Genomic DNA, 12,502 nt, shown 5'->3' with positions numbered 1-12,502 from the left:
TGGAGGAAGTAGCCCGGCGAACGACCACGAGTCAGGCATCCGGTATCCCTAGGGGTAAGGGGTGCGGCGTGCTCGAACACTCTAGAAATCAACTGGAAATTCCACAATCCACACAGGGCACGGCATGACTACCAGAAACCGGCGGATACCGTGTGGATCGACCTGCTTCCCTCTTCGACTACCGGTTGAGAGGTAATGTCCGGCAGCATTGGGGGCACCATGGAACTCCTCGTCGCAGTGATCGCGTTCGCCGGCGCCCTGCTTGCCGGGATCGCCGCGTTCGCGCTGGTGCGCCGCTTTCTGGAAGACCGTGACGGCTGGCTGATCGCCTGGATCGTGGCGGCGATCGCCCTCTGCCTCTGCCTTGCCGTGGTCGGCCTGGGCGGCCTTCAGACCTTCGGACCTCTCACCTTCAGGCTCTACCAGCTGTTCGGGGCGCTCCTGGCGCCGCTGTGGCTGACCATCGGCCTGGTCCAGCTGCTCGCCGAGAAGGGCCGTGCCAGCTTCGTCTCCTGGCTCCTGGGCGCCGCCGTCACCATCGTCTCCACCTACATCCTGGTTCTCGACCCCGTGGTCGAGGAGGCCAAGCTCAAGAACGAGACCCTGCCCTCCGGCAGCCTCCACTGGGACCTGGTCGCGGGATCGGTCCTGACCGGCGTCCACGCGCTCGTCGTCCTCACCATGCTCGGCTGCCTGGTGGTGGCGGGTCTGCGCTGGCGCAACGGCGACGAATACGACACCGACAACCTGCACGCCAGCCTGGTCGTCGCGCCCAGCGCCATCGCGCTGGTCGGCTCCGTGCGCTTCAGCGTGCCCGCCTTCTTCACCGTCGCGCTGCTCGTCGTCGCCGCGGCCGCCATCTGGTACTCCGTGCTGCGCCCGCTCGCGCCGTACGACGAGGAGGACGACGACATCGGCGAGGAGGCCTGGGGCTCCCGTCCTGCGGGCCGCAGGGCCGCGTCCTCGCCGCAGCCCGCCGCGCCGCAGCCCCAGGCCGTCCAGCAGCCGGCCGCGCAGCCCCGCAGGTCGGGGCTCGGCGACCTGGTCGCCGAGTACCGTGCGGGCGAGCAGGAGGTCGACTACGCGGCCAGGATGGATCCCTTCGCCTCGGGCCCGGCCACCGGCTCCTTCATGGCCAACGGCGACGACCGCGGCTACGGCTCGATCCCGCCCAGCGGCCCGCAGCCCGGCCAGCACACCGGCGCCCACCTGAACCCGAACAACCCGAACGCGAACCCCCACACAGGCCCGCACAGCATGCCGGGCGCCCATTCCCAGGCGCCGCCTGAGACCGGCATGTTCGGCGTGCCCGAGGGCCTGTCAGCGGGCCCTCACGGGTACGGCTCACGCGCCCGCGAGCCCGAGTACGGCATGCCCGCCACCGGCGCCGTCTACCCTGGCGCCGAGATCCCCGGATTCACGACCGGCTCCACCACGGTCCCCGCCGAGGGCACCTCGCGCCCCTCGCCGAGCATCTACGGCCTGCTGACCGTCTTCACGATCATGGACGGCTCCGGCGACGCGTTCGACCGGCTGGCCGAGCACACCGTCGACGCCGTACGGCGCAGCGAGCCCGACACGCTGGTCTACGCCTGCCACGCGGTCAAGTCGGCCCCGCTTCAGCGGATCGTCTACGAGCTCTACCGCGACGAGGTCGCCTACGGCGAGCACCAGCGCCAGCCCCACATGGAGCGCTTCCTCACCGAACGCCAGTCGATGGTGCTCGCCACCAACGTCATCGAGCTCAACGTCAACGCGGCCAAGGTCGTGCCGCTGCCGACGGCCTTCCAGCTCTGACGCGTGCCGTACCGACCGGTCAGCCGGACAGGGCAGCGCGCAGGCGGGGTTCGGAGACCCGCCAGAAGTCGTGCTGCACCCCGTCGATGAGAGTGACGGGAATCATCTCCCAGTACTTCTCGGTCAGCTCGGGTGAGGAGTTGATGTCGACCTCCTCCCACGGCACGCCCATGTCCGCCGCCACTCTGGCGATGATCGCGCGCGCGTCTTCGCACAGATGGCAGCCTGGCTTGCCCAGCAATGTGATGCGGTGCATGCCCTCAGCCTAGTCACGACTTTGTGCGTCGGTTCACAAAGGGATTAGTCTGAAAGGCGGCCACATTACTCTTCGCGCAGTCCCAAGGAGCCTCGGCACGTGATGCGTCAGTCCCAACCGCGCGACCGCGGCATCCCCGAGGCGACGGTGGCCAGGCTCCCGTTGTACCTGCGGGCGCTCAACGGGATGGCAGAGCGCGGCATCGCCACGGTGAGCTCGGAGGACCTGGCCACCGCGGCGGGGGTGAACTCGGCCAAGCTCCGCAAGGACCTGTCGCACCTCGGCTCGTACGGCACCCGGGGCGTAGGCTATGACGTGGAGTACCTCGTCTACCAGATCTCCAGGGAGCTCGGCCTCACCCAGGACTGGGCCGTCGCGATCGTCGGAGTCGGTAACCTCGGCCGCGCGCTCGCCAACTACGGGGGGTTCGTCTCCAGGGGCTTCCGCGTCGCGGCGCTGCTCGACGCCGACCCCGAAATCGTGGGCGACGACATAGCGGGGTTGAATGTTGAGCACATCGACGAACTGGAAGCCGTCATCAAGAGGCGAGGGGTCTCGATCGTCGTGCTGGCCACACCGGCGGCAGCGGCGCAAGAGTTGTGCGACCGTGTGGTCGCCACAGGCGTGACCAGCATCCTGAACTTCGCCCCAGTCGTGCTTTCCGTGCCTGACACTGTTGATGTCCGAAAGGTCGACCTGTCGATCGAGCTGCAGATCCTCGCGTTCCACGAGCAACGCAAAGCGGATCGGATGAGTGGGGGGCCGTTGATGGCCGTGGACAGCCAGTGAGCGTTCTTGCGATCGGACTCAGTCACCGGACCGCTCCGGTGTCTTTGCTCGAGCGTGTGTCGGTGTCCGGCGACGCGCTGGTGAAACTGTTGCAGGACGTTCACAGGGAGGTGAACGTCGCAGAGGTCATGGTCGTCTCGACCTGCAACAGGGTCGAGGTCTACACCGCGGTGGACAGGTTCCACGCGGGTGTCACCGCGATCACGAACCTGCTGGCAGTGCACTCCGGCGTCCCCGTGGAGGATCTGACGCCGCACCTCTACGTGCACTACGAGGACAGCGCGGTCGAGCACCTGTTCTCCGTCGCCTCAGGCCTGGAGTCGATGGTGGTCGGCGAGGGGCAGATCCTCGGCCAGACCCGCCAGGCGCTGAAGCTCGCCCAGGAGCACGGCACGGTCGGCGCCACCCTGAACGAACTGGCCCAGCAGGCGCTGCGCGTCGGCAAGCGCGCTCACGCCGAGACCGGCATCGACCGCGCGGGCGCCTCGCTCGTCACCGCGGGGCTGTCGTTCGCCGGCGACCTGACCGGCAGGCGCGCCCTGGTGGTCGGCGCCGGCGCGATGAGCGGCCTGGCCGTCGCCACGCTGGCACGGGTGGGCGTCACCGACGTCGTGGTCGCCAACCGCACCTATGACAAGGCCGTACGGCTGGCCGAGTCGGTCGGCGGCAGGGCCGTCGAGCTGTCCGGCGTCTCCCACGAGCTCAGGGACGCCGACCTCGTCATCTCCTGCACGGGCGCCGGCCACCACGTCATCACGCCCGACATGCTCGAGCGCCCCGCTTTCCTGCTGGACCTCGCGCTGCCGCACGACATCGACCCCGCCGTCCGCGCCATCGACGGCGTCACCCTCGTCGACCTGGAGACGATCCAGGAGTCGGGCGTCGGCGCCGGCGAGCGGGACGCGGTCGAGGCGGTGCGGCGGCTGGTCGCGCAGGAGCTCGACGCGTTCCTGTCGGCCGAACGAGCCGCCCGCGTCACCCCGACCGTCGTGGCGCTGCGCAGCAAGGCGGCCGACGTCGTCGAGGCCGAGCTCGGCAGGCTGATGATGCGCCTGCCCGAGCTCGAGGGGCGGGCCCGCGACGAGGTCGCGCAGACCGTCAGGCGGGTGGTCGACAAACTGCTGCACGAGCCGACTGTGCGTGTCAAGCAGCTCGCGACCTCGCCTGCCGGTGATCATTATGCGGAGGCTCTGCGCGAGCTGTTCGATCTCGATCCCACCGTGCCCGAGGCCGTGAGAGGGGTGGACCTGTGAAGCTCGGCACCCGTCGGAGCCTCATGGCGACGACCCAGTCGCAGATGGTCGCGGACCTGTACACGGCGAAGACCGGCCAGACGATCGAGCTGGTCGGCATCACGACGTTCGGCGACGTGTCCAAGGCTCAGCTGTCCCAGCTGGGCGGCACCGGCGTCTTCGTCAGCGCGCTGCGCGACAAGCTGGACGAGGGCGAGATCGACTTCGCCGTCCACTCGCTGAAGGACCTGCCGACCAAGCAGGACCCTCGCTTCACGCTCGCGGCGCTGCCCGAGCGTCACGACGTCCGCGACGCGCTGGTGGGCAGGACGAAGTTCGCCGACCTGGCGCCTGGCGCGAAGGTCGGCACCGGCTCGCCGCGGCGCATCGCGATGCTGCGCGCCCTGCGCGACGATCTCGACTACGTGCCGATCCGCGGCAACGCCGACACGCGCATCGGCAAGGTCACCTCGGGCGAGCTCGACGCGGTCGTCCTGGCCTCCGCGGGCCTCACCCGCATCGGCAGGCAGGCGGAGATCTCCCAGATCTTCGAGGTCGAGGAGATGCTGCCTGCTCCCGGTCAGGGCGCTTTGGCCGTAGAGTGCCTCTCGACCAGGTCTGACCTGGTCGACTTCCTCAGCGTGCTCGACGACCCGCGGACCAGGTCCGCGGTGACGGCCGAGCGCGCGGTGCTGTCCGCTCTCGAGGCGGGATGCTCGGCCCCGGTCGGCGCGTTCGCCCTCGATGACGGGCACACGCTGAACCTGACCGCAGCGGTCGTCGCCCTCGACGGCCGGGAAGCGGTGCGCAAGTCCGCCGCCGGTTCTCCTTCGGAGGCCATGGAGCTGGGCCGCGAGCTCGCGGCCGCCATGATCGCCGAGGGGGCCGACAGATTGATGGGGGAGCAGTCCCTTTGAGCTCCGATAGTCCAACCTCCGCTTTCGTCGCCTTCGTGGGCGCGGGTCCAGGCGACGCAGGCCTGCTCACGCTCCGCGGCGCCGAGCTCCTGGGCAAGGCCGACGCCGTCGTGCTCGACCAGGAGACCTTCGGGCACCTTCTCAAGCACTGCAAGGAAGGCGTGGAGGTCGTCCAGGACGACTTCGTGAAGCGCGCGAAGGCAGGCAAGCTCGTCGTACGGCTGTGCGAGGGCGACCCGATGCTGTTCTCCTCGATCACCGAGGAGGTCGCGGCGTGCGCCGCCGCGGAGGTGGACTTCGAGATCGTGCCCGGCGTCCCTCCCGCCACGGCCGTGCTCACCTACGCGGGCATCCCGCCCGCCTCCGACGTCCCTGAGTTCAGGATCGTCGACGCCTCGCAGGATCAGGACTGGGCCTCCCACGCCGCCTGCCCCGGCACGCTGGTCATCTACAACGGCATCGACCAGGCCGTCGCGATCGGCAAGGCGCTGCTCGCCAACGGCAAGGCCGACTCCACCCCCGTCGCCGTCAGCAGCGCGGGCACCACGACCGAGCAGTTCACCGTGGCCACCACGCTCGGCAGGCTCCAGCCCGACCTCAAGCACGCAGGCTTCACCGAGCCTGCGCTGATCGTGGTCGGCGAGGCGGTCGGCCTGCGCGACAGGCTGTCGTGGTTCGAGACCAAGCCGCTGTTCGGCTGGCGCGTGCTGGTGCCGCGCACCAAGGAGCAGGCCGCGGGCCTGTCGGAGCAGCTGCGGTCCTATGGCGCGGTGCCCGAGGAGGTGCCGACCATCTCGGTCGAGCCGCCGCGTACCCCGCAGCAGATGGACCGCGCCATCAAGGGCCTGGTCACGGGCCGCTACGAGTGGGTCGCCTTCACCAGCGCCAACGCCGTCAAGGCCGTGCGCGAGAAGTTCGAGGAGTACGGTCTCGACGCCCGCGCCTTCGCCGGGCTCAAGGTCGCGGCCGTCGGCGACGCCACGTCGAGCGCGCTGGTGGACTTCGGCGTGAAGCCGGACCTGCTTCCCTCGGGCGAGCAGTCCTCCGAGGGCCTGGTGGCCGAGTGGCCGCCGTACGACTCGATGCTCGACCCGATCAACAGGGTCCTGCTGCCGCGCGCCGACATCTCCACCGACACGCTGGTGGCGGGGCTGACGGAGCTGGGCTGGGAGTGCGACGACGTCACGGCGTACAGGACCGTCCGCGCCGCTCCTCCGCCCGCGCCGATCCGCGAGGCGATCAAGGGCGGCGGGTTCGACGCCGTCCTGTTCACCTCATCCTCGACCGTGCGGAACCTCGTCGGCATCGCGGGCAAGCCGCACAACGTCACCGTGATCGCGGTCATCGGGCCGCAGACCGCCAAGACGGCCGAGGAGTTCGGGCTGCGCGTCGACGTCATGGCCGACAAGCCGTCGGCTTCCGCCCTCGCCGCCGCTCTGGCGGAGTACGGTCGTAAGCAGAGGCAGGCGGCGCTGGAGTCGGGCGATGTCCCGCGCAGGCCGTCACAGAACCGCCGGGGCGCGCGCAGGCGCACCAAATAACCCTGGTAGCCCCACTCCGGGGAAGTGTGAGGAGAGTCATGACCGCCGAGTTCCCGACCGTCCGTCCGCGGCGGCTGCGCCGTACGCCCGCCCTGCGGAGGCTGGTGACCGGCACGCGGCTGCACGCCTCCGAGTTGATCCTTCCCGCGTTCGTCAAGGAGGGCATCATCGAGCCGCAGCCCGTCGGCTCGATGCCGGGCGTGGTCCAGCACACCCGCGACTCGCTGCGCAAGGCCGTCCACGAGGCGGCCGAGGCAGGCGTGGGCGGCGTGATGCTGTTCGGCGTCCCGGCGGTCAAGGACTCGTACGGCACGGCCGCCGACGACCCCGACGGCATCACCCAGCAGGCGCTGCGCGACATCGTGTCCGAGGTGGGCGACGCGCTGGTCGTCATGGCCGACACCTGCCTCGACGAGGTCACCGACCACGGCCACTGCGGCATCCTGACGCCCGACGGCGAGGTCGACAACGACGCCACGCTCGACCGCTACGTCTCCATGGCCGTCGCCCAGGCGCGCGCCGGCTCCCAGATGATCTCGCCGAGCGGCATGATGGACGGCCAGGTCGGCGCCATCAGGGCGGGCCTCGACGCGGCCGGCTTCTCGCAGATCCCGATCATGGCCTACGCGGCGAAGTACGCCTCCGCCTTCTACGGCCCCTTCCGCGACGCCGTCGAGATGCCGAAGAACTTCGGCGACCGCAAGGCCTACCAGCAGGACCCGGCGGGCCCCGTGGGGGAGGCGCTGCGCGAGGTACGGCTCGACGTCGCCGAGGGCGCCGACATCGTCATGGTCAAGCCCGCCCTCGCCTACCTCGACATCCTGCGCGAGGTCCGCGACACGGCCGAGGTGCCCGTCGCCGCCTACCAGGTCAGCGGCGAGTACGCGATGATCGAGGCGGCGGCCGCCAACGGCTGGATCGACCGCGACCGCGCGATCATGGAGTCGCTCGTCGCCATCCGACGCGCCGGGGCGGACCTGATTCTCACGTACTGGGCGACGGAAGTGGCCCGGCGCATTTGACGGCGGGGTTTCCCGTCGGGTCATGGGACCTATGCGTTAGAGTGCGAGGACAAGTGCTGGTGTGTCCCTTGTGAAGCCTTCTCGAGTGCCCGGGGACCCTTCTTCGGCACGGGACTCGAACGGGGAGACACCATGGTGGGGGTACCACTCGCTCGGCGTACCAAAAAGCGGGCGCGCCCGACCCGCGTCGACTCGGTCCTGCAGTACGCCGCCCTCGGCTGGGCCAGCGTGCCGGGCGCTCATCCGCTACGCCGTGGAGCCCGCGCCTGTTCTTGCGACCGCATCGGCTGTCCCGACCCCGGCGCGCACCCCCTCTCGCCGGCCTGGTCCCTGCAGGCCACGACGGACACCGCGCTGCTGACCCGCTGGTGGCAGCGCGAGCCCGAAGCCAACGTGATCCTCCCGACGGGACGCGTGTTCGATGTCTTCGACGTACCGCTCACGGCAGGCCTCACCGCCCTGTCCCGCATGGACGCCGCCGACTTCCCCTCCGGCCCGGTCGCCTCTCATGGCGACCGGGTCCTGTTTTATGTGGCCACGCGCGGCAACCCCGAGGACGAGGACGAGTGGTGGTCGTGCAGCCTCGACGTCGCGCCCACCACGATCGACGAGACGCCTGGCCTTCGGTGGCACTGCCGCGACAGCTACGTCCTCGCCCCGCCGTCCTCCCTCGCCACCGGGCAGCCGGTCTCCTGGCTGCGGCCCCCCGACGGCCGCCCCCTTCCCGACCCGCTCCGCGTCCTGGACTGGCTCGTCTGACGTCCGGCTCCCTGGCCGAGCCGGCGGGTGAGGTCCGTGCCCGTCGAGGTGGGCGAGTGCGGGGGACCGTAGGCTGGAACGCGTGAGCCGTACACAGAAGTCTGAGGACCTTTTCGAGCGAGCCCGCGCCGTCGTCCCCGGAGGCGTCAACTCCCCGGTGAGGGCGTTCGGCGCCGTAGGGGGAACGCCCCGCTTCATGGCGTCGGGCCAGGGCCCCTACATCACCGACGTCGACGGCAACCGCTACGTCGACCTGGTCTGCTCGTGGGGTCCGATGATCCTCGGTCACCGTCACCCGTCCGTGGTCGAGGCCGTCTCCGACGCGCTCCAGCACGGCATGTCGTACGGCACCGCCACCCCGGGCGAGGTCGAGCTGGCCGAGGAGATCGTGGCCAGGGTGGCGCCGGTGGAGAAGCTGCGCCTGGTCAGCTCCGGCACCGAGGCGACCATGAGCGCCGTACGGCTGGCCCGCGGCTTCACCGGCCGCTCCAAGATCATCAAGTTCGCCGGCTGCTACCACGGCCACGTCGACGCGCTGCTCGCCTCCGCCGGCTCGGGCGTGGTCACGTTCGGCCTGCCCGACACGCCTGGCGTCACGGGTGCCGCGGCGGCCGACACGATCGTCCTGCCGTACAACGACCTGGCGGCGGTCGAGGAGGCCTTCCGCTCCGCCGAGATCGCGTGTGTGATCACCGAGGCCTGCCCCGCCAACATGGGCGTGGTCCCGCCGCTGCCGGGCTTCAACCAGCGGTTGAAGGAGCTGTGCGCGGCCAACGGCGCCCTGCTCATCCTCGACGAGGTGCTGACGGGCTTCAGGGTGTCCAAGGCGGGCTGGTACGGTCTCGACCCCGTCGACGCCGACCTCATGACGTTCGGCAAGGTCATGGGTGGCGGCCTGCCTACCGCGGCCTTCGGCGGCAGGTCCGACGTCATGGCGAACCTGGCGCCCGAGGGGCCCGTCTACCAGGCGGGCACGCTGTCGGGTAACCCGCTGGCGTGCGCGGCGGGCCTGGCCACGCTGCGCGGCTTGGACGACGACGCCTACGCCAGGGTGGACGCGGCGGCCTCGACGGTCTCGCTCGCGGCCACGAAGGCGCTGGAGGCGGCGGGCGTCCCGCACCGGCTCCAGAGCGCGGGAAGCCTCTTCTCGATCTTCTTCACCGATCGGGAGGTCACTGACTTCGCCGCGGCGCAGACGCAGAACACCAAGGCGTACACCGCGTTCTTCCATTCGATGCTCGACCAGGGCGTCTACATGCCTCCGTCGGCGTACGAGGCGTGGTTCCTGTCGGCGGCGCACGACGAGGAGGCGCTCGGCGCGATCGTCGAGGCCCTCCCCGCGGCGGCCGAGGCCGCCGCGGCGGCGAGCTAGCACCTCGGGTGGTGGGGGTCAGGGGCGGCCGGCCGTGACGGCCGGGGTGAGGGGTTCGTCGCGCCGGCGGGCGGCTCGGGGCCTGGTGCCCGCGTACAGCGCGCCGGAGACGATGAGGACCCCCGCCGCCAGCTTGAGCCAGGAGATGCTCTCCCCGGTCACCAGCGCCGCCGACGACAGTCCGAAGACCGGGATGAGCAGCGTGTACGGCGCGACCGTCGAGGCGTCGTAGCGCCGCAGCAGCCACCCCCACACCCCGAATCCGCCGAGCGTCGAGACGAACGCCACGTACACCAGCGACCCCACGCCCTCCCACGCGAACGTCAGGTGCGGCACGCCCTCCACGGCCAGCGACAGCAGCAGGAGAGGGGGAGCCGACAGCGCGCTGACCCACACCATGAAGCGCAGCGAGTCGGGCGGCGCGGCCTTGCGCTGGATGACGGTGCCGAGGCCCCAGGCGGCGGCCGCCCCCACGCACAGCACGAACGCGCCCACGGGGCCGCCCGAGCCGAAGTCGTATGCCACGATGGCCAGCCCGGCGAAGGCGACGGCGAGTCCTGTGATCCTGCGCACGCCGGGCCGCTCGCCGAGCAGGACGGCCGCGAACACCACGACGAACAGCGCCTGGGTCTGCAGCACCAGCGAGGACAGTCCCGGCGGCATGCCGGCCCGCATGCCGACGAGCAGCAGGCCGAACTGCCCGACGCCGACCGAGGCGGCCACGCCGGCGATCCACTTCCATGCCACGCCCGGCCTGCCGACGAACAGCAGCGCGGGGAAGGCCGCGAGCGTGAAGCGCAGCCCCGCGTAGAGCAGGGGAGGGAAGTGCCTGAGCCCGACCTCCATGACGACGAAATTGAATCCCCACACAGCGGCGAGGCCGACAGCCAGCAACAAATGCCGCAAACGCATGCGTCCATGCTCACAAGAGGCGACTATTGAGCACAAGCGACATCTTCTAAGGGGAAAGGTTTAGAATAGCTACATGCTCGACCTGAACCGGCTGAAGGCGCTGCATGCCGTCCATGTTTACGGGTCGGTGGGCGCCGCCGCCGACGCGCTGATGGTCACACCGTCCGCCGTCTCCCAGCAGCTCGCCAAGCTGGAGCGGGAGACGGGCGCGACGCTGCTCGAACGCAACGGCAGGGGCGTGAAGCTCACCGACGCCGCAGGGCTGCTCGCCGAGCACGCGGAACGCATCCTGGCCCTGGTGGAGACCGCCGAGGCCGACTTCGAGGCGCTGCGCGGCGAGGTCGTCGGCAGGCTCGCCGTGGGCGCGTTCCCGACGGCCGCCAGGGGCCTGATGCCGCAGGCGCTGAACCTGCTGCGGCAGCGCCATCCCGACCTGGCCGTGCACCTGAGCGAGCGCGAGCCCGAGCGGCAGCTCAGGGAGGTCGCGCGGGGCGAGCTCGACCTCGTGGTCGTGCAGGACTGGATGAACAGGCCGCTCGCCGTACCGGAGGGCTTGTCGAGGGCGACACTGCTCGACGACATCGCCGACGTCGCCATGCCCGCCGCCCACCCGCTGGCCGAGCGCAAGGAGGTGGAGCTGGCCGAGCTGTGCGACGACAGGTGGATCAGCTCCTCGGCCGGCACGATCTGCCATGACTGGCTGGTGTTCACCCTGCGCAGCGCCGAGCTCGAGCCCGAGATCGCCTGCACCGCCGACGAGTACCCGACCCAGCTCGCGCTCGTCGAGGCGGGCCTCGGCTGCGCGATCGTGCCAAGGCTCGGCAGGGTCCACGTCCCCGCGGGGGTGCGGATGGTCCCGATCAGGCCCAGGCAGACCCGCCGCATCTACGCGCTGTGGCGCAAGGACGCGGCCAGGCGGCCCGCGATCCGCGCGGCCGTCGAGGCGCTCGTGGAGGCCAGCAAGGAGCTGGAGCTCGGCTGGATCAGCTGATCACGAGGGGTGCGTGCGCACCCCTCTCAGCTGATCGCGATCGCGACCATCCCGCCGAGGATGACCCCCGCGGCGACCAGCCGGCGCCGCAGGTCGCCCTCGGCCAGCAGTCGCCCTCCCATAACGACCGCGATCAGCACGCTCACCTCCCGCATCGGCGCGACCACGCTGACCGGCGCCAGCCGGAAGGCGAACAGCGCCAGCAGGTACGACAGCGGCACCAGCACGGCCGCGCCCAGCACCCGCTTCCAGTGCTCCCGCCACACCTCGGCGATCAGCCGCCGCCTGCCCCCGAGCACGAACGGCGTGATCGCCAGCATCCTGAACATCTCGCCGAGATAGATCAGCACCATCGGGACGACCGCGAACTCCTTCACCATCTGGGCGTCCCAGACGGTGTAGGCGGCGATGAACATGCCCGTCATCAGCCCGAACAGCAGCCCCTTGACGTCTCCCGCGCCGCCCCCGCTGAGCAGGAACACGCCGACGCCCACCAGCAGGATGCCCGCGATGCCGAGGTGTGTCGGGTGCTCGCCGAGGAACACCACGGCGACGGTGCTGGCCAGCATCGGCCCCGTGCCCCTCGCCACCGGGTAGACCACCGACAGGTCGCCGTAGCGGTAGCCGCGCTGGAGCAGCACGAAGTAGGCCAGGTGCAGGGACGTGCTCACGCAGATCAGCGGCACCACGCGCCACGACGGCACGGCGCCGGAGACGAGCGCGGCGGGCGTCCACAGCACGGTCGACGCGGCGGCGACCAACCACAGGAAGACCACGGCGTCGGCTTTCGCGGCCTGCTTGCTCAGCAGGTTCCATCCGGCGTGGGAGACGGCGGCGACCATGACGAGGGCGAGTGCGAGGGGGTTCACACCTCCACTTTCGCAGGCGTAACGATCGGAACGGATAGGGTGGGG

12 protein-coding genes are annotated in these 12,502 nt (G+C 70.5%); 9 read left to right on the top strand and 3 right to left on the bottom strand.

Going from position 1 to position 12,502, the window contains the following annotated elements; all coding sequences use genetic code 11:
* The first annotated feature begins 219 nt into the window (after positions 1–219).
* Positions 220–1,797 carry an antibiotic biosynthesis monooxygenase gene (locus tag AB0B45_RS11915; RefSeq protein ID WP_358128724.1) on the top strand — a complete coding sequence of 526 codons (1,578 nt, stop codon included), beginning with the start codon at positions 220–222 and terminating at the stop codon, positions 1,795–1,797.
* A 19-nt stretch (positions 1,798–1,816) separates the two neighbouring features.
* On the opposite strand, the gene AB0B45_RS11910 is transcribed toward AB0B45_RS11915, so the two are convergent.
* On the bottom strand, positions 1,817–2,053 hold the full coding sequence (locus tag AB0B45_RS11910) for a glutaredoxin family protein (RefSeq protein WP_358128722.1): 237 nt from the start codon (positions 2,051–2,053) through the stop codon (positions 1,817–1,819).
* A 102-nt stretch (positions 2,054–2,155) separates the two neighbouring features.
* Between AB0B45_RS11910 and AB0B45_RS11905 the strand changes: the two genes are divergently transcribed.
* The 7 genes from AB0B45_RS11905 (at position 2,156) to hemL (ending at position 9,685) form a co-directional block, all read left to right on the top strand.
* Positions 2,156–2,842 (top strand): redox-sensing transcriptional repressor Rex, encoded by a 687-nt coding sequence (locus AB0B45_RS11905; RefSeq protein ID WP_358129423.1) that lies wholly within the window; start codon positions 2,156–2,158, stop codon positions 2,840–2,842.
* Complete coding sequence (locus AB0B45_RS11900) at positions 2,839–4,095, top strand: glutamyl-tRNA reductase (protein ID WP_358128720.1); 1,257 nt, start codon at positions 2,839–2,841, stop codon at positions 4,093–4,095. The genes AB0B45_RS11905 and AB0B45_RS11900 overlap by 4 nt, the downstream gene beginning before the upstream one ends.
* On the top strand, positions 4,092–4,991 hold the full coding sequence (hemC, locus tag AB0B45_RS11895; RefSeq protein WP_358128718.1) for a hydroxymethylbilane synthase: 900 nt from the start codon (positions 4,092–4,094) through the stop codon (positions 4,989–4,991). The genes AB0B45_RS11900 and hemC overlap by 4 nt, the downstream gene beginning before the upstream one ends.
* A 35-nt stretch (positions 4,992–5,026) precedes the next feature.
* The gene (locus AB0B45_RS11890) at positions 5,027–6,532 is read left to right on the top strand and encodes a uroporphyrinogen-III synthase (protein ID WP_358128716.1); all 1,506 of its coding nucleotides are present in this window, start codon (positions 5,027–5,029) and stop codon (positions 6,530–6,532) included.
* 38 nt (positions 6,533–6,570) lie between these two features.
* Positions 6,571–7,554 (top strand): porphobilinogen synthase, encoded by a 984-nt coding sequence (hemB, locus tag AB0B45_RS11885; protein WP_358128715.1) that lies wholly within the window; start codon positions 6,571–6,573, stop codon positions 7,552–7,554.
* 132 nt (positions 7,555–7,686) lie between these two features.
* Positions 7,687–8,313, top strand: a complete 627-nt coding sequence (locus AB0B45_RS11880) for a bifunctional DNA primase/polymerase (protein WP_358128713.1) — start codon at positions 7,687–7,689, stop codon at positions 8,311–8,313.
* 82 nt (positions 8,314–8,395) lie between these two features.
* Complete coding sequence (gene hemL / locus AB0B45_RS11875) at positions 8,396–9,685, top strand: glutamate-1-semialdehyde 2,1-aminomutase (RefSeq protein WP_358128711.1); 1,290 nt, start codon at positions 8,396–8,398, stop codon at positions 9,683–9,685.
* 18 nt (positions 9,686–9,703) lie between these two features.
* Here hemL and AB0B45_RS11870 read toward each other — a convergent pair whose 3' ends face one another.
* A complete protein-coding gene (locus AB0B45_RS11870; RefSeq protein WP_358128709.1) occupies positions 9,704–10,597 on the bottom strand; it encodes an EamA family transporter in 894 nt (297 codons plus the stop codon).
* A 73-nt stretch (positions 10,598–10,670) separates the two neighbouring features.
* On the opposite strand from AB0B45_RS11870, the gene AB0B45_RS11865 reads away from it, so the two are divergent.
* Positions 10,671–11,588, top strand: coding sequence for a LysR family transcriptional regulator (locus tag AB0B45_RS11865; RefSeq protein ID WP_358128707.1), 918 nt, complete (start codon positions 10,671–10,673; stop codon positions 11,586–11,588).
* Between the two features lie 26 nt (positions 11,589–11,614).
* Here the strand turns inward: AB0B45_RS11865 and AB0B45_RS11860 are convergent, their stop codons facing one another.
* A complete protein-coding gene (locus tag AB0B45_RS11860; protein ID WP_358128706.1) occupies positions 11,615–12,457 on the bottom strand; it encodes an EamA family transporter in 843 nt (280 codons plus the stop codon).
* Positions 12,458–12,502 lie beyond the last annotated feature (45 nt).

This window comes from Nonomuraea sp. NPDC049152 (assembly GCF_040648355.1).
Lineage (GTDB): Bacteria > Actinomycetota > Actinomycetes > Streptosporangiales > Streptosporangiaceae > Nonomuraea.
The sequence above is the reverse complement of the archived record's forward strand: the minus strand, read 5'-3'. Positions and strand labels throughout refer to the sequence as shown.

Excerpts from the sequence above, each read along its gene's own strand:
- AB0B45_RS11915 (WP_358128724.1), top strand. The coding sequence starts at position 220 with ATGGAACTCCTCGTCGCAGTGATCGCGTTCGCCGGCGCCCTGCTTGCC.
- AB0B45_RS11910 (WP_358128722.1), bottom strand. The coding sequence starts at position 2,053 with ATGCACCGCATCACATTGCTGGGCAAGCCAGGCTGCCATCTGTGCGAA.
- AB0B45_RS11905 (WP_358129423.1), top strand. The coding sequence starts at position 2,156 with ATGCGTCAGTCCCAACCGCGCGACCGCGGCATCCCCGAGGCGACGGTG.
- hemB (WP_358128715.1), top strand. The coding sequence starts at position 6,571 with ATGACCGCCGAGTTCCCGACCGTCCGTCCGCGGCGGCTGCGCCGTACG.
- AB0B45_RS11880 (WP_358128713.1), top strand. The coding sequence starts at position 7,687 with ATGGTGGGGGTACCACTCGCTCGGCGTACCAAAAAGCGGGCGCGCCCG.
- AB0B45_RS11870 (WP_358128709.1), bottom strand. The coding sequence starts at position 10,597 with ATGCGTTTGCGGCATTTGTTGCTGGCTGTCGGCCTCGCCGCTGTGTGG.
- AB0B45_RS11865 (WP_358128707.1), top strand. The coding sequence starts at position 10,671 with ATGCTCGACCTGAACCGGCTGAAGGCGCTGCATGCCGTCCATGTTTAC.